This is a genomic window from Sabulicella flocculans (assembly GCF_045449635.1).
Lineage (GTDB): Bacteria > Pseudomonadota > Alphaproteobacteria > Acetobacterales > Acetobacteraceae > Roseococcus.
The window spans coordinates 212,841-234,103 of record NZ_JBJJBR010000003.1; the positions used below are offsets into that span (position 1 = coordinate 212,841).

At 75.2% G+C, this 21,263-nt stretch carries 21 protein-coding genes; 11 read left to right on the forward strand and 10 right to left on the reverse strand.

Annotated elements, in window-relative coordinates; all coding sequences use genetic code 11:
* Positions 1-35: 35 nt before the first annotated feature.
* From ACI6QG_RS05885 to ACI6QG_RS05895, 3 genes are read right to left on the reverse strand one after another with little or no spacing between them, the layout of a single operon-like run.
* Positions 36-704: a hypothetical protein gene (locus ACI6QG_RS05885; protein ID WP_407023641.1), complete on the reverse strand. Its 669-nt coding sequence runs from the start codon at positions 702-704 to the stop codon at positions 36-38.
* Positions 701-4,984, reverse strand: coding sequence for a CusA/CzcA family heavy metal efflux RND transporter (locus ACI6QG_RS05890; protein ID WP_407023642.1), 4,284 nt, complete (start codon positions 4,982-4,984; stop codon positions 701-703). Before ACI6QG_RS05890 ends, ACI6QG_RS05885 begins: the two co-directional genes overlap by 4 nt.
* A complete protein-coding gene (locus ACI6QG_RS05895) occupies positions 4,984-6,105 on the reverse strand; it encodes an efflux RND transporter periplasmic adaptor subunit (protein ID WP_407023643.1) in 1,122 nt (373 codons plus the stop codon). The genes ACI6QG_RS05890 and ACI6QG_RS05895 overlap by 1 nt, the downstream gene beginning before the upstream one ends.
* Positions 6,106-6,349: 244 nt before the next feature.
* On the opposite strand from ACI6QG_RS05895, the gene ACI6QG_RS05900 reads away from it, so the two are divergent.
* From ACI6QG_RS05900 to ACI6QG_RS05925, 6 genes are all read left to right on the forward strand, one after another.
* The gene (locus tag ACI6QG_RS05900; RefSeq protein ID WP_407023644.1) at positions 6,350-7,099 is read left to right on the forward strand and encodes an SDR family oxidoreductase; all 750 of its coding nucleotides are present in this window, start codon (positions 6,350-6,352) and stop codon (positions 7,097-7,099) included.
* The gene (locus tag ACI6QG_RS05905; RefSeq protein WP_407023645.1) at positions 7,096-8,430 is read left to right on the forward strand and encodes a cytochrome P450; all 1,335 of its coding nucleotides are present in this window, start codon (positions 7,096-7,098) and stop codon (positions 8,428-8,430) included. The genes ACI6QG_RS05900 and ACI6QG_RS05905 overlap by 4 nt, the downstream gene beginning before the upstream one ends.
* Positions 8,427-9,296, forward strand: a complete 870-nt coding sequence (locus ACI6QG_RS05910; RefSeq protein ID WP_407023646.1) for a lysophospholipid acyltransferase family protein — start codon at positions 8,427-8,429, stop codon at positions 9,294-9,296. Before ACI6QG_RS05905 ends, ACI6QG_RS05910 begins: the two co-directional genes overlap by 4 nt.
* An 8-nt stretch (positions 9,297-9,304) precedes the next feature.
* Entirely contained in the window at positions 9,305-10,483 is a 1,179-nt protein-coding gene (coaBC, locus tag ACI6QG_RS05915) for a bifunctional phosphopantothenoylcysteine decarboxylase/phosphopantothenate--cysteine ligase CoaBC (protein ID WP_407023647.1), read from the forward strand.
* Positions 10,480-10,956 carry a dUTP diphosphatase gene (dut, locus tag ACI6QG_RS05920; RefSeq protein ID WP_407023648.1) on the forward strand — a complete coding sequence of 159 codons (477 nt, stop codon included), beginning with the start codon at positions 10,480-10,482 and terminating at the stop codon, positions 10,954-10,956. Before coaBC ends, dut begins: the two co-directional genes overlap by 4 nt.
* A 140-nt stretch (positions 10,957-11,096) precedes the next feature.
* On the forward strand, positions 11,097-11,723 hold the full coding sequence (locus ACI6QG_RS05925) for a hypothetical protein (protein WP_407023649.1): 627 nt from the start codon (positions 11,097-11,099) through the stop codon (positions 11,721-11,723).
* Here ACI6QG_RS05925 and ACI6QG_RS05930 read toward each other — a convergent pair.
* Positions 11,644-12,402: a methyltransferase domain-containing protein gene (locus ACI6QG_RS05930; protein WP_407023650.1), complete on the reverse strand. Its 759-nt coding sequence runs from the start codon at positions 12,400-12,402 to the stop codon at positions 11,644-11,646. The genes ACI6QG_RS05925 and ACI6QG_RS05930 overlap by 80 nt on opposite strands.
* Before the next feature lie 37 nt (positions 12,403-12,439).
* Between ACI6QG_RS05930 and gloB the strand changes: the two genes are divergently transcribed.
* The 5 genes from gloB to ACI6QG_RS05955 are packed head-to-tail and all read left to right on the forward strand — an operon-like array spanning position 12,440 to position 15,799.
* Positions 12,440-13,165 (forward strand): hydroxyacylglutathione hydrolase, encoded by a 726-nt coding sequence (gene gloB / locus ACI6QG_RS05935; RefSeq protein WP_407023651.1) that lies wholly within the window; start codon positions 12,440-12,442, stop codon positions 13,163-13,165.
* A 14-nt stretch (positions 13,166-13,179) separates the two neighbouring features.
* Entirely contained in the window at positions 13,180-13,770 is a 591-nt protein-coding gene (locus ACI6QG_RS05940) for a glutathione S-transferase N-terminal domain-containing protein (protein ID WP_407023652.1), read from the forward strand.
* Positions 13,767-14,189: a cupin domain-containing protein gene (locus ACI6QG_RS05945; protein ID WP_407023653.1), complete on the forward strand. Its 423-nt coding sequence runs from the start codon at positions 13,767-13,769 to the stop codon at positions 14,187-14,189. Before ACI6QG_RS05940 ends, ACI6QG_RS05945 begins: the two co-directional genes overlap by 4 nt.
* Positions 14,186-14,779 (forward strand): class I SAM-dependent methyltransferase, encoded by a 594-nt coding sequence (locus ACI6QG_RS05950; RefSeq protein WP_407023654.1) that lies wholly within the window; start codon positions 14,186-14,188, stop codon positions 14,777-14,779. Before ACI6QG_RS05945 ends, ACI6QG_RS05950 begins: the two co-directional genes overlap by 4 nt.
* 48 nt (positions 14,780-14,827) lie before the next feature.
* Positions 14,828-15,799, forward strand: a complete 972-nt coding sequence (locus tag ACI6QG_RS05955; RefSeq protein WP_407023655.1) for a Bug family tripartite tricarboxylate transporter substrate binding protein — start codon at positions 14,828-14,830, stop codon at positions 15,797-15,799.
* Positions 15,800-15,821: 22 nt separating this feature from the next.
* Here the strand turns inward: ACI6QG_RS05955 and ACI6QG_RS05960 are convergent, their stop codons facing one another.
* Genes ACI6QG_RS05960 through ACI6QG_RS05985 form a run of 6 tightly spaced genes read right to left on the reverse strand, consistent with a single transcriptional unit; the run spans position 15,822 to position 21,260 of the window.
* On the reverse strand, positions 15,822-16,781 hold the full coding sequence (locus ACI6QG_RS05960) for a tripartite tricarboxylate transporter substrate-binding protein (protein ID WP_407023656.1): 960 nt from the start codon (positions 16,779-16,781) through the stop codon (positions 15,822-15,824).
* On the reverse strand, positions 16,778-17,611 hold the full coding sequence (locus ACI6QG_RS05965; RefSeq protein WP_407023657.1) for a 3-oxoadipate:acetyl-CoA acetyltransferase: 834 nt from the start codon (positions 17,609-17,611) through the stop codon (positions 16,778-16,780). The genes ACI6QG_RS05960 and ACI6QG_RS05965 overlap by 4 nt, the downstream gene beginning before the upstream one ends.
* The gene (locus ACI6QG_RS05970; RefSeq protein ID WP_407023658.1) at positions 17,608-18,807 is read right to left on the reverse strand and encodes a benzoate/H(+) symporter BenE family transporter; all 1,200 of its coding nucleotides are present in this window, start codon (positions 18,805-18,807) and stop codon (positions 17,608-17,610) included. The genes ACI6QG_RS05965 and ACI6QG_RS05970 overlap by 4 nt, the downstream gene beginning before the upstream one ends.
* Before the next feature lie 4 nt (positions 18,808-18,811).
* Positions 18,812-19,525: an ABC transporter ATP-binding protein gene (locus tag ACI6QG_RS05975; protein WP_407023659.1), complete on the reverse strand. Its 714-nt coding sequence runs from the start codon at positions 19,523-19,525 to the stop codon at positions 18,812-18,814.
* A complete protein-coding gene (locus ACI6QG_RS05980) occupies positions 19,522-20,271 on the reverse strand; it encodes an ABC transporter ATP-binding protein (RefSeq protein WP_407023660.1) in 750 nt (249 codons plus the stop codon). The genes ACI6QG_RS05975 and ACI6QG_RS05980 overlap by 4 nt, the downstream gene beginning before the upstream one ends.
* Positions 20,268-21,260, reverse strand: coding sequence for a branched-chain amino acid ABC transporter permease (locus ACI6QG_RS05985; protein WP_407023661.1), 993 nt, complete (start codon positions 21,258-21,260; stop codon positions 20,268-20,270). Before ACI6QG_RS05985 ends, ACI6QG_RS05980 begins: the two co-directional genes overlap by 4 nt.
* Positions 21,261-21,263: the final 3 nt, after the last annotated feature.

Below are 21,263 nucleotides of genomic sequence, written 5' to 3' on the forward strand. Positions count from 1 at the left end.
CCGGCCCCCAGGTCAAGGCGCGCAGGTCAGGGCGTTCAGGTCAGGGCGTTCAGGGCGTGGCGGTAGAGCACGGGGTTGGAGGCCAGCACCGGCTTGCCGCGCCGGGCCTGCTCCGCCGCCGCCAGCGCGGCGAAGCGCAGGTTGGTGCCCACCTGCACCAGGTGCGTGACGTCCGGCGCGTCCAGCGCGTCCAGCGCCGCGCGCAGCCGGTCCTCGCCGATGGCGGCGATGGCGGCGGGCGAGGGGGCGCGCAGCCCTTGCAGCCGCACCACCTGGTGCCCGGCCTCCTCGAACAGGCGGCGAGCGGCGGCGTCGCCCACCGGCATGAAGGGCGTCAGCAGGCCGATGCGGCTGCGCGGCGGCAGCTCGGCCAGGATGGCCGTGGTGTAGTCCGTCACCGGGCAGCCGGCCGCCGCGCGCACCCGCGCCAGCAGGGCCGGCGCCTCGGGGCCGGCGAAGTTCTCCACCATCACGCCCAGCAGCAGCGCGTCCGGACGCTGGGCGGCGGCTTCCTCCACGGCGGCCATCAGCCCGTCCAGCATGGCCCGGCGCACCGCCAGCGTGTCGGCGTCCGATCGCACCGCCTGGTCGGGGTTGGCGATGCGGGCGTGGATGTTGGCCACGCCCGGCGGCGCCAGCGCGTCGCATTCCGCCGGCGTGGTGGTGTTGGTGGCGGGAAACACCAGCGCGATGCGGCGCGTCACGGGATGACGCCGCCCGCCTGGTTCACGCGCGAGCGCGCGCGGTTCACCTCCACCTCGGCGCGCCCGGCGTCGTTCGCCGCCTCCAGCCGCAACTGCCGCACCCGGAACAGGTCGAAGGTGAGGATCTCGCCGCCGCGGAAGGCGGTCAGCGCGATGCGCTCCTGCTCCTGCGCCACGGACAGGCGCTGGCGGGCGATGCGCAGCGCGGCCTCGGCGGCGTTTAGGGCCAGCAGGGCGCGCTCCACCCCGCTTTCCACCAGGCGCCGCGCCTGGGCCAGCTCGGCGGCGGCGCGGGTCAGCTCGGCCTGGGCGTCGGCGCGGCGGGGGGCGTTGCGCCCCTCGGTGGCCAGCGGCAGGCGCAGCCGCACGCCGATGGAGGTGCTGTCGCTGGCCACCAGCCCGTTCTCGTGCCGGGTGAACAGCCCGACCTCCGGGTTGTCGCGCGGGGTGGCCGCGACGTAGCGCGAGCGCGCCTCGGCCGCCGCCACCGCCGCCTGCCCGGCGGCCAGCGCGGGGTGCAGCGCGGCGCGGGGCTGCGGGCGCTCCGGCGGCAGGTTGGGCTCCAGCCCGCCGGTGACGGCGCGGTAGATGGCGCGCGCCTGCGCCGCCTCGGCCTGCGCCTGCGCCAGGGCCAGCTCGGCCGCCAGCACCTCGTTGCGGCCCAGCAGCCCTTCGGAGGGGGCGATGTCGCCCAGCTGGGCACGTCGGCCGACGTCGTTCGACAAGGCGCGGGCGGAGGACAGGCGCTCGCGCGCCAGCTGCACCAGGCGCTGCGCCTCGGCGGCGTTCCACCAGGCGTCGCGCAGGGCGCCGGCCACCTCCAGCCGCCGCAGCGCCAGGGCGCGCTCGCGCTCCTCCACGTTGGCGGCCACCGTGCCGGACAGGGCGCTGCGCTGGCCGGGCAGCCAGAGCGGCAGCGCCAGCTCGGCATCGAACTCCCGCAGCTCGCGCGGGCCGCGCAGGTCGGAGCGCGCGGAGCCCGAGACGGCCGGCGGCAGCGGCGTGACCGAGCGCACGGTGGCCGAGCGCGCCGCCGCCGCCTCGCGCTGGGCGGCGATGGCGCGCGCCCCGGCGTCCAGCGCCATCGCCGCGTCCACATGGGCCGAGAGCTGGGCCTGCGCCGGCTGCGCCAGCCCCAGACCGAGGCCCAGCAGCAGGGCCGCCGCCACCTTGGCCTTCGCCTTCGCCGGCTGCCGCGCGCGCGGCAGGGCGAAGCGCTCGTACAGGATGGGCAGCAGCACCAGCGTCAGCACCGTCGCCGTCACCAGCCCGCCGATCACCACCACCGCCAGCGGGCGCTGGATCTCGCTGCCCGGGCCGGTGGCGAACAGGAAGGGCACCAGCGCCAGCGCGGCGATGGAGGCGGTGAGCGTCACCGGCGTCATGCGGCGCTTCGCCCCCTCGCGCACCGCGCGCGACAGGTCCAGCCCCTCCTCCGCGATCAGGCGGTTGATGTAGGAGATGAGCACCACGCCGTTGAGCACCGCGATGCCCATCAGGCACAGGAAGCCCACCGAGGCGGGCACGGAGATGAACTCGCCCGAGGCCCACAGCGCCAGCACGCCGCCGATCAGCGCGAAGGGCACGTTGCAGAACACCAGCGTGGCCTGCCGCACCGAGCCGAAGGTGAGGTAGAGCAGCAGGAAGATGCCCGCCATGGCCATGGGCACCACCACCATCAGCCGCGCCTGGGCGCGCTGCTGGTTCTCGAACTGCCCGCCCCACACGATCTCGTAGCCCACGGGAAGCTGCACGCTCGCGGCCACCGCCGCCCGCGCCTCGGCCACGAAGCTGCCGATGTCGCGGCCGCGCACGTTGCTCAGCACGGTCTGGAAGCGCTGCGCCTGCTCGCGGATCACCTGCACCGCGCCTTCCTCCTCGCGCACCTCCGCCACCTGGGAGAGCAGCACGGTGCCGCCCTGGGGCAGCGCGATCTGCACCCGCGCCAGGTCGCCGGCCGAGCGGCGCAGGTTCTCCTCGCCGCGCAGCAGCACGGGGATGCGGCGGTCGCCCTCCAGCACCTCGCCCACGCGGCGGCCATCCACCCAGGCGCGCAGCGCCTCCTGCACCTCGGAGGCGTTGAGCCCCAGCCGGCCGGCGGCCAGGCGGTCCACCCGCACGGTCAGGTACTTCATGCCCTCGTTGCGCAGGGCGAAGACGTCGGTGGCGCCGGCCACGCCGCGCACCGCGGCCTCCACCTCGCGCGACAGGCGGTTCAGCTCGGGGATCTCCGGGCCGAACACCTTGATCACCACGTCGCCGCGCGCGCCGATGATCATCTCCTGCACGCGCATGTCGATGGGCTGCGAGAAGGCGTAGGTGATGCCCGGGAAACCGTCCAGCACCTCGCGCACGCGGTCCATCACCCAGGCCGTGCCTCCCTGCTGCGCCTCCGGCCGCCACTCCTCCGTGGGCGCCATCTGGAAGAACATGTCCGTCTCGTTCAGGCCGACCGGGTCGATGCCCAGCTCGTCGGCGCCGGCGCGGGCCATGATGCCGCGCACCTCCGGCACCCGCTGGCGGATCTCGTGCGCGATGCGGATGTCGGTGTCGGCGGCGTTCTCCACGTTGATGGTGGGGTGCTTGCGCACCGTCACCACCGGCGTGCCCTCGTCCATGGAGGGGATGAAGATGGACCCGATCTGCCCGAAGGCCAGCACGGCCGCCACCAGACCGGCCAGCGCCGCGCCGCCGATCACCAGCGGCCGCTTCAGCGCCCATTCCAGGAAGGGGTCGTAGACGCGGTGCAGCTTGCGCACCAGCCAGGGCTCGCCCGCGTGGCCGCCGCGCAGCAGGGTGGCGCACAGCACCGGCACCACCGTCAGCGACAGCGTCAGCGCCGCGATCAGCGCGAAGGCGATGGTCAGCGCCACGGGGCCGAACAGCCGCCCCTCCAGCCCCTGCAGCGACAGCAGCGGCACGAAGACGCCCACGATGATGATCACGCCCGAGACCAGCGGCACCGCCACCTCCCGCGTCGCCTCCGCCGTGATGCGCACCTTCTGCGCCAGCGAGGGCTTCTCGGGCAGCTCGTGGAAGCGGTGGGCCACGTTCTCCACCACCACCACCGCGCAGTCCACCAGCAGGCCGATGGCGATGGCCATGCCGCCCAGCGACATGATGTTGGCGCTCAGCCCGTACCACTTCATCACGCCGAAGGTGGCCAGCACGGCGAGCGGCAGCGAGAGCGAGACCACCAGCGCCGCGCGCCAGTTGCCCAGGAACAGCAGCAGCAGCACCACCACCAGGGCGATCGCCTCCAGCAGCACCTTCTGCACCGTCCACACCGCCTTGCCGATCAGGTCGGCGCGGTCGTAGAACATCACCAGCCGCACGCCCTCGGGCAGCTGGCGCTCGATGGCGGGGATGCGCGCCTTGGCGCCCTCCACCACCTCGCGCGCGTTGGCGCCGCGCAGGCCCAGCACCAGGCCCCACACCGCCTCGCCCTCGCCGTCGCGCGTCACCACGCCGTTGCGCGGCAGGGCGCCGAAGCGCACGTCCGCCACGTCGCCCACCCGCACCACGCCGGTGGGCCGCGACACCAGCACGATCGCGCGCACGTCGTCCAGGTTCTGGATGCGGCCCTCGGCGCGCACCAGCAGCGCCTCCTCGCCGTCGCGCACGCGCCCGGCGCCGTCGTTGCGGTTGTTGCGCTCGATCGCCTCCTCCAGCATCACGGTGGTGATGCCGCGCGCGGCCATGGCCGCCGGGTCGGGCACCACCTCGTAGGTGCGGACGTAGCCGCCCAGCACGTTCACGTCCGCCACGCCGGGCACGGCGCGCAGCTGCGGGCGCACCACCCAGTCCAGCATGGTGCGCGCGTCGCGCGGGGCCAGGTCCGGCCCCTCCAGGGTGAACATCAGCATCTCGGCCAGCGGCGTGATGATGGGCGCGAGGCCCCCGTCCACGCCGGAGGGAAGCTGGTCCTCGATCTCGTTCAGGCGCTCGTTCACCTGGGCGCGGGCCCAGAAGATGTCCGTGCCCGGCGCGAACTCGAAGGTCATCAGCGTGACGGAGAAGCGCGTGACCGAGCGCATGAAGGTGAGGTTGGGGATGCCGCGCATCGCCAGCTCCACCGGCTGGGTCACCCGGCGCTCCAGCTCCTCCGGCGTCAGGCCGGGGGCGCGCATGGAGACCAGCACCTGGGTGGGCGAGACGTCGGGGAAGGCGTCGATCGGCAGGGCGCGGTAGGAGTTCCACCCCCAGGCCGCCAGCCCCAGCGCGGCGATGATCACGAGCAGGCGCTGGCGCAGCGCCGTGTCCACCAGGCGTCCGAGCATCAGGACTGGTCCGCTTCCGCGAGTTCCGCCAGCAGGGCGAGCATGCCGCGCGTCGCCACCTGGGCGTCGGGCGACAGGTCGCCGCGGATGGAGACGAACTGCGCCGTCTCGTTCACCACCTGCACCGGCCGGGCCAGGAAGCCCTCGCGCGTGCGCAGGAACACCCAGGAACGCTCGCGGTGGCGCACCACGGAGCCGGCGGGCACGCGCCATTGCGGCTGCCCGGCGGCGCGCACCTGCAGCGTCACCGTCACCGCCTGGCCGGGGCGCAGGGCCTCGGCGCCCACGTTCATCTCCGCCGTGGCCAGCACGGACTGGGTGGCGGCGTCCGCCGTGCGGCCCACGCGCAGCACGAAGCCCTCCGCCCCCAGGGCGGGCACCATCACGCGGGCGTTGTTCTCCAGCGCCGGCGCGCGGGCGATGGGGACCTGGATGTTGATCCACAGCGTCCGCAGGTCGGCCACCGTCAGCAGGGGCGCGGCCTGGGCCACGCGCTCGCCCGGGGTGGCGGCGCGGCCGATGACGACGCCGCCCATTGGCGCGGAGACCACCAGCCCCTGCTGGATGCGGCGGTGGCGCCTGAGCGCCTCGACCTCGCCATCGCCCATCCCCAGCAGGGACAGCATCTGGGTGCGCTCGTCCAGCGCGGCCTCGGCGGCGCGGGTCTCGGCGCGGGTGATGATCAGCCGGCGCTCGGCGATCACGCGCTCGCGGAACAGCTGCTCGTCGCGGCGCAGCTTCTCCTTGGCCAGGTCGGCGGCGGTGGCGGCCTGCAGGAACAGGCGCTGCGCCTCCACCAGCTCGGTCGAACGCAGGCGGACCACGGCCTGGCCGGCGCGCACGCGTTCGTCGGGGGCGACGAAGATGGCCTCGATCAGCCCGGTGGCCGGGGCGGCGACCACGCGCAGCTGGTTGGGCGGCACCACCACCTGCCCAGGCAGCGCGATCTCGGAGGGGCCGCTTTCCGGCTCCACCCGCGCGAGGTCGATGCCGGCGGAGCGCACCTGCCGCTCATCCAGGCGCAGGGCGATGTCGGGCGTGCCCGGCTGGGCCAGGGCCGGGCCGAATAGGCCGGCCAGCAGCAGGGACGCGCCGGCACGGCGCGTGACGCGGGGCATCATGCGGGACTCCTCAAGGCTTCGCAGGCTCGGGGAGGCGCACGGCTCAGCGCCCAAGGACCAGCGGGAAGGGATCCCCCTGGCTGCCGGCTCAACAGGCCCCTCGGACGAAGGGGGCGCGCCGCTTGCCCGCGGTCTCCAGCGCCGGCCGACACATTGCAGGTGGTTCATCTGTCCGACAGTTTCAAGACCATGCCGGGCGCGATACTGGTGGGCAGCTTGACCCAGCCTGAACGGATGTGCGCGCATGATCGTCCTCGTCACCGGTGCCACCGCGGGCTTCGGCCTGGCCATCGCCCGCCGCTTCGCCGCCCGCGGCGACCGCGTCATCGCCACCGGCCGCCGCGCCGCGCGGCTCGACGACCTGCGGAACGAATTGGGGGCGGAACATTGCCTTGCCATCCCCCTGGACGTGCGCGACCGCGCGGCGACGGAGGCCGCCATCGCCGCCCTGCCGCCCGGATGGGCCGCGGTGGACCTGCTGGTGAACAATGCCGGCCTGGCCCTGGGCCTGGCCCCCGCCCACCAGGCCGACCCGGAGGAATGGGAGCGCATGGTGGACACCAACGTGAAGGGGCTGCTGCACGTCACCCGCGCGGTGCTGCCGGGCATGGTGGCGCGCGATGCGGGGCACGTGGTCAACATCGGCTCCACCGCCGGGGAATGGCCCTATCCGGGCGGCAACGTCTACGGCGCCACCAAGGCCTTCGTGCGCCAGTTCTCCCTGAACCTGCGCGCCGACCTGTGGGGGACCAGGGTCCGGGTGACGGACATCGAGCCCGGTCTGGTGGGCGGCACCGAGTTCAGCACGGTGCGCTTCGGCGGCGACGCCGCGCGCGCCGCCGGCATCTACGAGAACGCCGACCCGCTGACGCCCGAGGACATCGCCGACGCGGTGGAATGGGTGGCCACCCGCCCGGCGCGGGTGAACGTCAACACGCTGCAGGTGATGCCGGTGGGCCAGGCCTGGGGCCCGTTGCGCGTCCACAAGGGGTGACCCCGCCCTTCCCGCCGCGGCACGAGGGGCGGCTGCCGCCGCTGGAGCTGCTGCGCCGCGGCGCGCGCTCGTTCATCTCCATCTGGAACACCGCCGCCTTCGGCGCCCCGGTCATCGACACCCGCATCCTGGGCCGGCGCATCGTGGTGCTGAACGACCCGGCGCTGATCTCCGCCGCCTTCGTGGAGGGCCACGCGGCCTTCGAGCGCAAGTCGCCGCAGATGCGCCACGCGCTGGAGCCGCTGCTGGGCGACGGGCTGTTCATCTCCGACGGACTGGTGTGGAAGCGCCGCCGCCCGCAGGTGCAGCGCGTCACCCACCCCTCGCGCCTGGCGGAACTGGTGCCGGTGATGACGCAGGTGGCCGAGGAATGGGCCGGGGACTGGGCCCGCCGGCCCGACGGCGCCGTGCTGGACGCGCTGGCCGAGATGGGGCGCTTTGCGGCCGAGGTGATCTCCCGCACCTTGTTCGGCGCGGCGCTGGGGCGGCAGGCGGCGGGGCAGGTGGTGGCCGCCTTCGCCGAGTACCAGGCGGTGGTGGGCAACACCGACCTGCTGTCCCTGCTGAACCTGCCGGACTTCCTGCCGCGCTGGCACGGCTTCCGTGCCCGCGGCGCGGCGCGGCGCATCCAGGCGGTGGTGGACGGCCTGATCGGCCGCATCCTGGCCGGCGAGGGCGAATCCTCCCTCATCGCCGCCATGGCCGAGGGCGGCGGCATGGACCGCCGCGGCTTCCGCAACGAGGCCATCACCCTGTTCATGGCCGGGCACGAGACCACGGCCAACTGCCTCGCCTGGTGCTGGTTCCTGCTCGGCGAGGACGCGGAGGCCGAGGCGGCGGTGGCGGAGGAATCGCAGCGCGTGCTGGCCGGCCGCGCCGCCGGCTTCGCCGACATCCCCCACCTGCCCTGGGCGCGGGCGGTGGTGGAGGAGGCGTTGCGCCTGTACCCCCCGGTGCCCCTGCTGGCGCGCGAGGTGCAGGCGCCCGTCGCGCTGGGCGAGCTGGCGCTGGAGGCCGGCACCATCGCCGTGGTGTCGCCCTGGCTGGTGCACCGCCACCGCGCGCTGTGGGAGGCGCCGGACGAGTTCCGCCCGCAGCGCTTCCTGCCCGGCGCCCCGCCGCCGGCGCGGATGACCTTCCTGCCCTTCTCGCTGGGGCCGCGGGTGTGCACCGGCCAGCATTTCGGCCTCTACGAGGCGATCATCGCCTTGTCCTCCCTGGCCGGGCGCTTCCGCCTGCGCCCGGTGCCCGGCCACCGCGCCTTCCCCGTGGCGCGGCTGACCCTGCGCCCCGGCGAGTCGCTGCCGATGCGGCTGGAGCGCCGGGCATGAGCGCGCGCGCCCTGGCCATCGTCGCCATCGAGCGCGGCACGGTGGCGCTGATGCGCCACGGCCCGCCGGCGCTGGCGCACCGCTGGGCCGGCTTCCTGGGCCGCCGCCTGGTGCCGCCGCTGCACCCGGGGCAGATGGCGTGCATCCGCCACAACATCGCCGCCCTGCGCCCCGACCTGCCGCTGGAGGAGAGCGCGGCGGCGGCGATGGAGCACATCACCCGCGGCTTCTGCGAAGCGGCGGTGTTCTGGCGCTTCTGGGACGAAGGACGGGTGGAGGTGGCGGGCGCGGAGAACCTGGGCCGCAACCCCTCGCTGTTCATCGGCGTGCACACGGGGCAGTGGGAGCTGCTGCCCGTCACCGGCGCGCGCTTCGGCCACCGCGGCGTCGGCCCGCACCAGAAGCCGCCCTCCTCATTCCGCGAGCGCGTGCTGCAGGAGGGCTACGCCCGCACCCGCGCGGTGGGCCCGCTGCCGGACGGGCCGCACATGGGCGCGCGCCTGGCCGCCGCCCTGCGCCGCGGCGACACGCTGCTGCTGCACCTGGACGAGACGCAGACCTCCGGCATCCCGACCTCGCCGCGCCTGGGCCGGGCGCTCTCGCCCACCGGCAACCTGCTCTACGCGGCGCGGCTGTGGCACATGACGGGCGTGCCGCCGCAGCTGGTCTGGGTGGAGCGCCTGCCGGGCCCGCGCTTCCGGGTGCACATCGGCCCGCCGATGGACCTGCCGCGCACCGGCGACCGGCAGGCGGACATCCGCGCCTGCATGGCGGCGCTGGACGACGCGGCGGACGCCGTGGTGCGCGCGAACCTGCTGCAATGGCTGTTCCTCAGCGAGTTCGCGGTCGCCGCGCCGGCGGGGTAGAAGGACGCATGCAAGGCCGCCGAATCCTCCTCGTCGTTTCCGGCTCGGTCGCCGCCTTCAAGGCGCTGGCCCTGGCACGGCTGCTGCGCGCGGAAGGGGCCACGGTGCGCGCCGTGCCCACCGCCGCCGGCCTGCGCTTCGTCACCAAGGAATCCCTGGCGGCGCTGACCGCGCAGCCGGTGATGGACGACCTTTGGGCCGCCGAGAGCGAGATCGGCCACATCCGCCTGGCGCGCTGGGCCGAGCTGGTGCTGGTGGTCCCGGCCTCGGCGCACCGGCTGGCGGCGATGGCGGCCGGCCTGGCCGACGACCTGGCCGGCTGCGTGCTGCTGGCCACCCGCGCCCCGGTGCTGGCCGCCCCGGCGATGAACCCGGCGATGTGGGAGCACCCGGCCACCCAGGCCAACCTGGCGGCGCTGCGCGGGCGCGGCGTGCGCTTCCTGGGCCCGGTGGAAGGCGCGATGGCCGAGCCGGAATCCGGCCCCGGCCGCCTGCTGGAGCCCGAGGCGATGCTGCCGCTGATCCGCGCCGCCCTCGCCGATGGGCCGCTGGCGGGGCGGCACGTGCTGGTCACCAGCGGCCCGACGCATGAGCCGATCGACCCGGTGCGCTACATCGCCAACCGCAGCAGCGGGCGGCAGGGCCACGGCATCGCCGCCGCCTGCGCCGCGCTGGGGGCGCGCGTCACGCTGGTGTCCGGCCCCGTGCAGGTGCCCGACCCGCCGGGGGTGCGGGTGGTGCGGGTGGAAACGGCGCGCGACATGCTGGCCGCCTGCGAGGCGGCGCTGCCGGCCGATGCCGCCATCTGCGCCGCCGCCGTGGCCGACTGGCGCCCGGCGCGCGAGGCCGGGCAGAAGATGAAGAAGCAGCCCGGCGCCGCCGCGCCGACCCTGGAGATGGCGCTGAACCCGGACATCCTCCTCACCCTCTCCGCCCATGCCCGGCGCCCGCGGCTGGTGGTGGGCTTCGCGGCGGAGACGGAGCAGGTGGTGCCCCACGCCCAGGCCAAGCTGGCGCGCAAGGGCTGCGACTGGGTGGTGGCCAACGACGTCTCGGGTGACGTGATGGGGGGTGCGGAGAACGCGGTCCACATCGTGTCCGCCGCCGGGGTGGAGGACTGGCCGCGCCTGCCGAAGGAGGAGGTGGCGGCGCGGCTGGCGGCGCGCGTCGCGGCGGCGCTGGCATGAAGGTCAAGGTCCTGCGCCTTCCGCACGCGGCGGACCTGCCGCTGCCGGCCTACGCCACCGCGGGCGCCGCGGGGATGGACCTGCTGGCCGCCGCCGCGCTGGAGATCCCGCCCGGCGGCCGCGCCCTGGTGCCCACCGGCCTGTGCGTGGCGCTGCCGCCGGGGTGGGAGATGCAGGTGCGCCCGCGTTCCGGCCTGGCGCTGAAGCACGGCGTCACCGTGCTGAACGCCCCGGGCACGGTGGACGAGGACTACCGCGGCGAGGTGGGCGTCATCCTGTTCAACGCCGGCGCGGCGCCCTTCGCGGTGGCGCGCGGCGACCGCGTGGCCCAGGCGGTCTTCGCCCCCGTGGCCCGCGTCGCGTGGGAGGAGGCGGAGGCGCTGGACGGCACGGCGCGCGGGGGCGGGGGGTTCGGCTCGACGGGGTCGGGCCTGAGGGAGCATTCCGGGGAAATCAGCGACGACAACAAATAAGGCCCAAGAAACAAATGAATCAAGCAAGGAAGTATCCCCAGGTTTTTCTTGGCCTCCTGCCCCATCTTGTTGACCGAATCTGAAGCTGCGCGGTCTTAGCTTCCTCGTCGGGCAATGTGCCCCGAGGGAGATTCGTCTTGATGTTCCGTGCCAATGCCCTGCGGGGCCTTGCCCTGCTGGGCCTCATGCTCACCACCGCTTGCGCCACCGTCACGCAGGGCACCACGGCCACCATCGCCGTCACCAGCGAGCCGCCGGGCGCCACCTGCACGATCTCGCGCGAAGGCACGCCGATCGCGGTGGTGAACCCCACCCCCGGTACCGTCACCATCAGCCGCTCGACGCGGGACCTCTCGACGCGCTGCGAGCGCCCGGGTCACCTGCCCGGCATCGTGGCCACCCCGGCCGGGTTCCAGGCCATGACGGTCGGCAACCTGCTGCTCGGCGGCGTCATCGGCGTGGCGGTGGACGCGGCCTCGGGCGCCATGGGCACCTATCCCGGCTCCATCATGGTGACCCTGCCGCCCGCGCAGTTCGCCACACCGGAAAGCCGGGCCGACTGGTACGCGAACCGCCGGCGCGAGATCGACCGCAACGCCCAAGACCGCATCGCCGCCGCCCGCGCCGCCTGCCCGGCCGGGCGCTCCCCGCGCGGGGCACCCACCGCCTGCGACCAGTCGGTCGAGTTCATCGAGCAGGTGCGCGCCGACCAGCTCCGCCAGCTCGCGGAGCAGGAGCGCCAAGGCGCCGTCCCGCCGCGGACCTGACGGGCACCACCACCCGCCGGCGCACCGCGACCGCGCCGGCGGGCAGGGCGGCGAAGGCGTCCTTCTCCGCCTCCAGCACCAGCACGCCGGCGAAGCGGGCCATGGCCCAGCGCCCCGGCGCCTCCCAGGCCGGGGCCAGGTTCACCGCCCAGCGCCAGGGCAGCGGCGGCTGGAACAGCGCGCCGTCGCGCCGCGTCACCCGGAACATCTGCGCCTCCAGCAGCCGCTGCGCCTGCCCGGGCGAGAAGGGGCGGCCCTGGCCGAAGGGGGTGTGCTCGAACAGCGCCCAGTTGCCCAGGCGGTTGGGCACCACCACCAGCAGCCGGCCGTGGTCGCGCAGCACGCGCCAGCATTCGCGCAGCAGGGCGCGCGGGGCGTGGCTGGCCTCCAGCGCGTGCGCCAGCACGATGCCGTCCAGGCAGCGGTCGGGCAGCGGCAGCCGGCCTTCCTGCACGCGCGCGCCGTCGGCGGCGTGCAGCGTCTCGGGCGTCAGCAGCAGGCGCCGGCCCGGCCCGCTGGGCAGGCCCTTCAGGAAGGGGCGCGCCCAGCCGATGCCCGCCACGTCCAGCCGCCCGGCCTCCGGCCACAGGGCGCCCAGGCGCGCGCGCACCAGCCGCGCCGCCATGCCCCCCAGCGGCGAGGCATGGAAGGACCGCAGCCCATGGACCTTGTCGCTCATGGCGGGGATATTGGGGCGCGAAGGAGCCCCGCGCCACATGCTGCACGTCGAGCCGATCCCCATCCTGGACGACAACTACGCCTGGCTGCTGCGCTGCCCCGCCACCGGCGCCACGGCGGTGGCCGACCCCGCCGTGGCCGCGCCGGTGCTGGCGCGGGTGCAGGCGCTGGGCGGCCGGCTGGACTGGATCCTGCTGACGCATCACCACGGCGACCACGTGGCGGAGGTGCCCCAGGTGGCCGCCGCCACCGGCGCCCGGGTCGCCGGCCACGCCGCCGACGCCCACCGCCTGCCCAGCCTCGACCTCGCGGTGAAGCCCGGCGAGACGTTCACCCTGGGCGAGGCGGCGGCGCAGGTGCTGGACACGCCCGGCCACACCCGCGGCCACATCGCCTGGGCCTTCGTGGAAGGCCAGGCGCTGCTGTGCGGCGACACGCTGTTCTCCATCGGCTGCGGCCGGCTGCTGGAAGGCACGGCGGCGGAGATGTTCGCCTCCCTCCGGGCGCTGGCCGCGCTGCCGGACGCGATGCGCGTGTGCTGCGGGCACGAATACACCCTGTCCAACCTGCGCTACGCCCGCCATGTGGAGCCGGACAACCAGGCCCTGGCCGCGCACGAGGCGGAGGTGAAGGCCCGCCGCGCCCGCGGCGAGCCCAGCCTTCCCACCACCCTGGGGCTGGAGAAGGCGCTGAACCCCTTCCTGCGCGCGCGCGACGTGGCCGAACTGGCCGCGTTGCGCTCGGGCAAGGACGACTTCCGCTGAGGAGACGACAAGGAATGAAGCTCTACCACTCCGCCGCCAGCCCCTTCGTGCGCAAGGTGCGCGCGGTGGCCATCCATCACGGGCTGGAGCTCGACCTCGTGCCGGTGAACCCGCACGAGAGCCCGGAGGCGCTGGTGCAGGACAACCCGCTGAGCAAGGTGCCGGCGCTGGTGACCGATGACGGGCTGGCCCTGTGCGACAGCAAGCTGATCTGCGAGTACCTGGACAGCATCGGCCACGGCGAGAAGCTCTACCCCGACCACGGGCTGCCGCGCTGGAACGCCCTGCGCGTCGCTGCCCTGGCCGAGGGCGTGATGGAGGCCGCGGTGTTCCGCCGCATGCATGGCGGCCTGCCGCAGGACGAGGGGCGCCAGCGCTTCGACGCCCGCGCCAAGGCCGCCATCGGCCGCGCGCTGGACGCGCTGGAGCGCGAGGACCCGGACGCGCCGCTGACCATCGGCGCCGTCGCCGCCGCCTGCGCCCTGGGCTACCTGGACTTCCGCTTCGCGTCGGAGGACTGGCGCGCCGGCCGCCCCAAGCTGGCGGGCTGGTACGAGAAGACGGTGCAGCTGCGCCCCTTCGCGGAAACGATGCCGCAGGGATGAACCTGCGCGACCCCGCGCTGCCGGCCGGCGCCGTCATCGCCGCGCTGGGCCTCGCCCCCCACCCGGAGGGCGGGCACTACCGCGAGGCGTGGCGCGACGCCCCGCCGGGCGGCGGGCGCGGGGCGGGCACCGCCATCCACTTCCTGCTGGCGCCGGGCGAGCGCTCGCGCTGGCACCGGGTGGACGCGGCGGAATGCTGGCTGTGGCAGGCCGGCGGCCCGCTGCGCCTGCGGCTGGACGGGCGGGAGGTGACGCTGGGCCCCGACCTCGGCGCCGGGCAGGCGCTGATGGCGGTGGTGCCGGCGGGGGAATGGCAGGCGGCGGAGCCGCTGGCCGGCTGGGCGCTGGTGGCCTGCACCGTGTCCCCCGCCTTCGACTTCGCCGGCTTCGAGATGGCGCCCGAGGGCTGGGAGCCGTGAGCACCTCCCTCGCCTGGGATGAGCGCTACGGCGCCGGGCAGGGCCTGTTCGGCGACGCCCCCAACGACTACCTGCGCGCCCAGGCGTGGCGGCTGCCGCCGCGCGGCCGCGCGCTGTCGCTGGGCGATGGCGAGGGGCGCAACGGGCTGTTCCTGGCCCGGCACGGGCTGCGCACCCTCTCGCTCGACTGGTCGCCCGTCGCCACCGCCCGCGCCGCCGGCCGCCACCGCCGCCTGCGCGCCGAGACGGCGGACCTCACGGCCTGGACCTTCCCGGACGGCGCATTCGACGTGGTGGCCTGGATCTTCCTGCACCTGCCGCCGGCCGACCGCGCGGTGGTGGCGGCCGGGGCGGTGCGGGCGCTGAGGCCCGGCGGGCTGCTGGTGCTGGAGGGCTTCTCGCCCGCGCAGCAGGGCCGGCGCTCCGGCGGCCCGCGCGAGGCGGCGCTGCTCTGGACCCGCGCGGCGGCCGACGCCGCCTTCGGCGCGCTGGAGCTGGAGGAATGCACCGAGGGCACGGTGCGGCTGGACGAGGGGCCGAAGCACCAGGGCCCCGCCGAGGTGCTGCGCGGGGTGTGGCGCCGGCCCTGAGCGGCGTGCCAGCATGGCGGCAAGAAACGCCCCGAGGAGGCCCCGTCCATGCACCCCACCCGCCGCGCCGCCCTGGCGCTGCCGCTGCTCGCCGCGCCCGGCCTGGCGCTGGCGCAGGAGCGCTTCCCCTCCCGGCCCATCCGGCTGGTGGTCGGCTTCCCGCCCGGTGGCGGCAGCGACCTGGTGGCGCGCCCCATCGCCCAGCGCATGGGCGAGCTGCTGGGCCAGCCGGTGGCGGTGGAGAACCGCGGCGGCGCCAACGGCAACCTGGGGCTGGACGCGGTGGCCAAGGCGCCGGCCGACGGCTACGTCTTCGGCCACGTCAACAACGCCGTCATCGGCGTGAACCCGCTGCTGTACCGCAACCTGCCCTTCGACCCGGTGCGCGAGCTGGAGGCGCTGGCGGCGGTGACCATCGGCGGGCTGTTCCTGATGGTGCCCGCCGCGCTGCCCGCCAACACCCTGGCCGAGTTCGTCGCCCTGGCCCGCGCCCAGCCCGGGCGGCTGAACTTCGCGTCCGCCGGGCCCGGCTCCATCACCCACCTGGCCTTCGAGCTGTTCCGCCGCCAGGCGGGGGTGGAGCTGGAGGTGGTGCACTACCGCGGCTCGGCCCCCGCCCTGCAGGACATGCTGGGCGGCCGCGCGCAGCTGATGATCGACGGCATCAACCTGGCGAAGGCGCAGGTGGACAGCGGCCGGGTGAAGGCCCTGGCCTTCCTGAACGCCGAGCGCCACCCGCTGATGCCCCAGGTGCCCACGGCGCGCGAGCAGGGGCTGGAGCGGCTGGTCATCCCCGGCTGGCAGGGCTTCGTGGTCCGCGCCGGCACGCCCGCCCCGGTGGCGGAGGCGCTGGAGCGCGCCGTGCGCGCGGCGCTGGAGGACCCCGGCGTGCAGGAGACCTTCCGCAACCAGGCCATCCTGACCCGCTTCGCCGGCCGCGCCGAGTTCGCCCGCATGATCCGCGAGGAAACCGAGCGCTGGCGCCCCATCGTGACGGAGATGGGGCTGACGCTGGACTGAGGCCGGCCGAAGCCGGCCCCCTTCACTCGGCCCGGATGTCGAACCGCCGGGCGATGCCGGTCCACTTCACCGTCTCCTCCGCCCGCAGCGCGTCCAGCGCGGCGGCGCCGCCCTCCATCGGCTCGGCGCCGATGGCGGCGAGGCGGCGCACCATCTCCTCGTCGCGCAGCAGGCCGCTCACCAGCGCCTCCAGCGGGGCGCGCGCCGCCTCGGGCAGGTGGCGCGGCGCCAGCATGGCGAACCAGGGGTCCACCGCGTAGCCCGCCACCCCGGCCTCGGCCATGGTCGGCAGGTCGGGCCCGGCGCGGCTGCGGCGGCGCGTGGTCACCGCCAGGGCGCGCAGCCGCCCGGCCGCGACGTGCGGCCCGGCGGAGGTGACGCTGTCGAACATCAGGTCCAGCCGGCCGGCCAGCAGGTCGGCCACCGCAGGGCCCGAGCCGCGATAGGGCACGTGGGTCATCTCCACCTCGGCCAGCGCGCTGAACAGCGCGCCCGCCAGGTGGATGGAGGTGCCGCTGCCGGCCGAGCCGTAGGTGAGCACCCCCGGCTGGCGGCGCGCCGCCGCCGCCAGCGCCGCGACGTCCCGCCAGGGCCGGTCCGCCGGCACCACCAGGATGTTGGGCACCACGGCCACGGGGGCGATGGAGACGAAGTCCGCCACGCTGTCGTAGGGCAGGCGCGGGTACAGCGCCGGGTTCACCGCGTGGCCGATGGACACCATCAGCAGCGTGTGGCCGTCCTGCGCCTGCAGCGCCGCCGCGGTGCCGGTGGTGCCGCCGGCGCCCGGGCGGTTCTCCACCACCACGGGGCGGCCCAGCGCCTCGGACATCCGCGGCGCCAGCAGGCGGGCCATGGCGTCGATGGCGCCGCCGGGCGGGAAGGGCACCAGCAGGCGCACCGGGCGGTCGGGCCAGGCGGGCTGCGCGCCGGCCGGCGCGGCCAGCGATGCCCCCAGCAGGGCGAGGGCGGAGCGGCGCCTCATGCCGCCACCCCCAGGCCCAGCATGGAGCGCGCCTCGGCGGGGGTGGCGGGACGGCGCCCGTGCCGCGCCAGCGCCTCGGCCGCCAGCCGCACCAGCTCGGCGTTGCCAGACGCCAGGCGCTCGCGCGAGACGCGGATGTTGTCCTCCATCCCGGTGCGCACGCCGTCGGCGCCGCGCGCCAGCGCCCATTCCATCACCCGCGCCTGCTGGGCGCCGATGCCCGCGGCCGTCCAGGTCGCGTGGGGCAGGACGCGGCGCAGCTCGCCCAGCATCAGGTCCAGCAGGTGCTCCTCGGCCGGCATGGCGTTCTTCACGCCCATGACGAACTGCACGTGCGGGCGCTCGTCCATCAGCCCCGCATCCACCAGCCGGCGCGCGCCGTGCAGGTGCGACAGGTCGAAGATCTCGATCTCCGGCCGCACCGCATTGGCCTGCATCCGCGTCGCCAGGTCGGTCACCAGGGCGGCCGGGTTCTCGTAGACGATGGTGGGGAAGTTCACCGAGCCGGTGGACAGCGAGGCCATGTCGGGCCGCAGCTCCAGCGCGTTGCCGCGCTGCGAGGGGTCGCGCCCGCGGCCGCCGGTGGAGAACTGCACGATCATCCCCGGGCAGTGCCGGCGCACCCCCTCCTGCACCGCGGCGAACAGCGCGGGGTCGGAGGAGGGGCTCTCGTCGGGGGCGCGCACGTGGATGTGCACCAGCGAGGCGCCGGCCTCGAAGGCCTCGCGCGTGCTGCGGACCTGCTCCTCGGGCGTGACGGGCAGGGCGGGGTTGTCGCGCTTGCGCGGGACGGAGCCGGTGATGGCGACGGCGATGACGGCGGGGGTCATGGAGCACTCCGTGGGGAAGGGGTGGGGGCGGCCTCGGCCCGCAGGTCGGCGGGCTCGAGGACGCGGGCGGCGAGGAGGCCGGCGAGCAGCCCCCAGAAGGCGGCGCCGATGCCCAGCAGCGGCCGGTCGGCGACGGTGACGAGGAAGCAGACCAGGGCGCCCAGCGCGCAGCGATGCGCGAAGGCGGCGACGAAGGTGGCCTGCAGCACGCGCAGCATCGCCAGCCCGGCGAGGGCGACGACGAACACCCGCGGCGCGGCGAGCATCAGCCCGGTCACCGCCGGTGCCAGCAGGCCGAAGCCCACCGCCAGGGTGCCGGTGACCATCGCGCCCAGGTAGTGGCGCTCCCGCTGCGTGCCCTGCGCGACGAGGGCGTTGGTCGGCCCGGCCAGGCAGGTGCTGACCGCCCCCACCAGCGCCGCCAGCAGGGAGCCGATTCCGCAGGCGGTGGTGACGGCGTCGGCCGGCGGCTGGTGGCCCTGCGCCCGCAGCACGGCGAAGCCCTGGCCGTTCTGCACCACCAGCACCGTGACGGCGAGCGGCACCACCAGGGCGCCCATCGCCTCCCAGCCGAAGCGCGGCATCACCGGCACCGGCCGCGCGAAGGCGAGGCTGAAGCCTGGGGGCAGCTCCGCGCGGCCCAGCAGCAGCACCAGCGCGGCGCCCACCAGCAGGGCGCCGATCACCGGCGGCAGGCGGCGGCCCAGCGCCGGCGCGGCGGAGAGCAGCACGAAGGCCAGCACCATCGGCGCGGCCAGCGCGGCGTCGTCGTGCAGGGCGTGCACCAGGTCCAGCCCGAAGCGCAGGAACACGCCGGCCACCATCGCCATCACGATGGGCATGGGCACCAGGCGCATGGCGCGCCCGACCAGTCCGCTCAGCCCCACCGCGAGGATCAGCGCCGCCGTCGCGAGGTAGGCGCCCACCACCTCCTCGAAGGGCAGGCGCTGCAATGCGCCGGCGACCAGCACGGTGCCCGGGATGGTCCAGAAGAAGCACAGCGGCATGCGGAACCAGGCGCTCATCGCCAGGGTCAGCGCGCCGTTCACCGCGAAGACGCCGAACACCCAGGAGGACAGGCGCGCGGCGTCCAGCCCGCCCGCCGCCCCGGCCGACAGGATGATGGCGAGCGGCCCGGACGCGGCGAACAGGAATCCGATGGCGCCGTTCGCCAGTTCCGTGCCGCGGGGCCGCATCCCCTCACACGCCCAGGCAGCGGTGCATCAGCGCCTCGTCCGCCTGCAAGGCCGCGGGCGGGCCGTCGAACACCACGGCGCCCTTCACGATCACCACCGAGCGGTCCACCAGCGAGAGGATGGAGGCCACCGTCTTGTCCACCACGATGGTGGCGATGCCGGTCTCGCGGATGGTGGCGATGACGCGCCAGATCTCGTCGCGGATCAGCGGGGCCAGCCCCTCCGTCGCCTCGTCGAGGATCAGCAGCCGCGGGTTCGTCATCAGCGCGCGGCCGATGGCCAGCATCTGCTGCTCGCCGCCCGAGAGCTGGTCGCCGCGGTTGGACAGGCGCTCCTTCAACCGGGGGAAGGTGTCGAGCACCCGCTCCTCCGTCCAGCGGCGGGAGCCGTCCACGCCCGGCCGCGCCGCCAGCCGCAGGTTCTCCGGCACCGTGAGGCTGGCGAAGACGCCGCGCCCTTCCGGCACCACGGCGATGCCGCGCCGGATGCGGCGGAACGGCGCCTCGCGCGAGATGTCGGCGCCGTCCATCGCCACGCGGCCGCCGCGCAGCGGCAGCAGGCCCAGCATGGTGCGCAGCAGCGTGGTCTTGCCCATGCCGTTGCGCCCCATCAGCCCCACCGCCTCCCCGGGGCGGACGGAGAAATCAATGCCGTGCAGCACCATGCCGGCACCATAGCCGGCCTTGACGGCCCCGGCTTCAAGGATCGCGGCGCTCATGCGGCATGCCCCAGATAGGCGTCGCGCACCGACGCCGCGTTGCGGATGTGCGCGGGCGGGCCGGATTCCAGCACCCGCCCGTCCACCATCACGGTCACGCGGTCGGCGACCGCGAAGACCACGTCCATGTCGTGCTCGATCAGCATCACGGCGTGGTCGGCCGCGAGCTCCTTCAGCAGCAGGGCCAGGCGCTCGCTTTCCTCAGGCCCCATGCCGGCCAGCGGCTCGTCGAGCAGCAGCACGGTGGGGCCGGCGGCCAGCGCCATGGCGATCTCCAGCTGGCGCAGCTGGCCGTGGCTCAGCGTGCCGGCGGTGCGGTGGATGGAGGCGGCGAGGCCCACCCGCTCCAGCGCGGCCTCCGCCGCCTCGCCCGGCGCGTGCTCCTCCGTCGCCACGCTGAGATAGCGGCGGATCGGCGTCAGGCGCGCCTGGGCGGCGAGGCGCACGTTCTCGCGCACCGTCATCGGCTTCAGCACGTTGGTGCGCTGGAAGGAGCGGCCGACCCCGGCGCGGGCGAAGCGCCAGGAGGGCCAGTCGCCCACCTCCGCCCCGTGCAGCAGCAGCTTGCCCGAGCTCGGCCGCAGCTCGCCCGAGAGGAGGTTGGTGAGCGTGCTCTTGCCGGCGCCGTTCGGGCCGATGACGGCGTGCAGCTCGCCCACCAGCAGCGCCAGGTTCACCTCGTTCACGGCGACCAGTCCGCCGAAGCGGCGGGTGAGGCCGACGGCCTCCATGGCGGCGACGGTCATGGCGCGGCCTCCTTGGCGGGGGTGGGGGCGGGGATGCGGCGGAAGGCGGGCAGGCGGATGCCGACGATGCCGTGCCGCAGCCCGAGCACCACCGCCAGGATGACCAGCCCCTCGACCAGCCGCTGCCGCTCGGTGAGCTGGCCGGCGATCTCGCCCAGGCCGACGAAGGCGAAGGCGCCCAGGATGGGGCCGTGCAGCGCGCCCAGCCCACCCAGCAGGATCATCAGCAGCGCCTCGGCGCTGCGGTGCCAGGCCAGCAGCTCGGGGCTGACGAAGGCCTGCGTCATGCCCCACATGTGCCCCGCCAGCCCGGCCAGCGCGCCGGCCAGGGTGAAGGCGCTGAGCTGCAGCCAGTAGGTGTCGAAGCCCATGGAGCGCATGCGGTGCTCGTTGGCGCGGATGCCCAGCAGCGCGCGGCCGAACATGGTGCGCAGCAGGGTGGCCATGCCAGCATACATCGCCACCAGCACGCCGAGGTTCAGCAGCAGCATCACCGTCGGCCGGTCCTGGCGGGACACCGTCCATTCCAGCCCGAAGATGCTGAAGGAGGGCCGGGTGACGAAGACGCCGTCGGCGCCGCCGCCCAGCGGCGTGTCGTGGAACACGAAGAACAGCATCTGCCCGAAGGCCAGCGTCGTCATCAGGAAGAAGAAGCCGCGGGTGCGCAGCGACAGCGCGCCCACCGCGAAGGCCGCCAGCGCCGCCAGGATCATCGCCGAGGGGATGCTGAGCAGCACCGAAGGCGCGGCGCCGAAGACGCCGAGCAGGTGGATGGTGTAGGCGCCGACGCCGAAGAAGGCGGCGTGGCCCAGGCTCACCAGCCCCGTCACGCCCACCAGCAATTGCAGGCTGAGCGCGAACATCGCGAGGACGAGGGCGGTGGAGGCCAGCTCCAGGTAGTAGGGGTCGGCGAAGAGGGGCAGCGCGGCCACCGCGAGCGCGGCGGCGCCGAGCGCCATGGTGCCGTTGCGGCCGGCGATGGTCAGCATGGC

What these genes read in the sequence shown, in the direction of transcription:
- ACI6QG_RS05890 (WP_407023642.1), bottom strand. Translation starts at nt 4,984, where the DNA reads ATGCTCGGACGCCTGGTGGACACGGCGCTGCGCCAGCGCCTGCTCGTG.
- ACI6QG_RS05895 (WP_407023643.1), bottom strand. Translation starts at nt 6,105, where the DNA reads ATGATGCCCCGCGTCACGCGCCGTGCCGGCGCGTCCCTGCTGCTGGCC.
- ACI6QG_RS05900 (WP_407023644.1), top strand. Translation starts at nt 6,350, where the DNA reads ATGATCGTCCTCGTCACCGGTGCCACCGCGGGCTTCGGCCTGGCCATC.
- ACI6QG_RS05910 (WP_407023646.1), top strand. Translation starts at nt 8,427, where the DNA reads ATGAGCGCGCGCGCCCTGGCCATCGTCGCCATCGAGCGCGGCACGGTG.
- coaBC (WP_407023647.1), top strand. Translation starts at nt 9,305, where the DNA reads ATGCAAGGCCGCCGAATCCTCCTCGTCGTTTCCGGCTCGGTCGCCGCC.
- dut (WP_407023648.1), top strand. Translation starts at nt 10,480, where the DNA reads ATGAAGGTCAAGGTCCTGCGCCTTCCGCACGCGGCGGACCTGCCGCTG.
- ACI6QG_RS05925 (WP_407023649.1), top strand. Translation starts at nt 11,097, where the DNA reads ATGTTCCGTGCCAATGCCCTGCGGGGCCTTGCCCTGCTGGGCCTCATG.
- ACI6QG_RS05930 (WP_407023650.1), bottom strand. Translation starts at nt 12,402, where the DNA reads ATGAGCGACAAGGTCCATGGGCTGCGGTCCTTCCATGCCTCGCCGCTG.
- gloB (WP_407023651.1), top strand. Translation starts at nt 12,440, where the DNA reads ATGCTGCACGTCGAGCCGATCCCCATCCTGGACGACAACTACGCCTGG.
- ACI6QG_RS05940 (WP_407023652.1), top strand. Translation starts at nt 13,180, where the DNA reads ATGAAGCTCTACCACTCCGCCGCCAGCCCCTTCGTGCGCAAGGTGCGC.
- ACI6QG_RS05945 (WP_407023653.1), top strand. Translation starts at nt 13,767, where the DNA reads ATGAACCTGCGCGACCCCGCGCTGCCGGCCGGCGCCGTCATCGCCGCG.
- ACI6QG_RS05955 (WP_407023655.1), top strand. Translation starts at nt 14,828, where the DNA reads ATGCACCCCACCCGCCGCGCCGCCCTGGCGCTGCCGCTGCTCGCCGCG.
- ACI6QG_RS05960 (WP_407023656.1), bottom strand. Translation starts at nt 16,781, where the DNA reads ATGAGGCGCCGCTCCGCCCTCGCCCTGCTGGGGGCATCGCTGGCCGCG.
- ACI6QG_RS05965 (WP_407023657.1), bottom strand. Translation starts at nt 17,611, where the DNA reads ATGACCCCCGCCGTCATCGCCGTCGCCATCACCGGCTCCGTCCCGCGC.
- ACI6QG_RS05970 (WP_407023658.1), bottom strand. Translation starts at nt 18,807, where the DNA reads ATGCGGCCCCGCGGCACGGAACTGGCGAACGGCGCCATCGGATTCCTG.
- ACI6QG_RS05975 (WP_407023659.1), bottom strand. Translation starts at nt 19,525, where the DNA reads ATGAGCGCCGCGATCCTTGAAGCCGGGGCCGTCAAGGCCGGCTATGGT.
- ACI6QG_RS05980 (WP_407023660.1), bottom strand. Translation starts at nt 20,271, where the DNA reads ATGACCGTCGCCGCCATGGAGGCCGTCGGCCTCACCCGCCGCTTCGGC.
- ACI6QG_RS05985 (WP_407023661.1), bottom strand. Translation starts at nt 21,260, where the DNA reads ATGCTGACCATCGCCGGCCGCAACGGCACCATGGCGCTCGGCGCCGCC.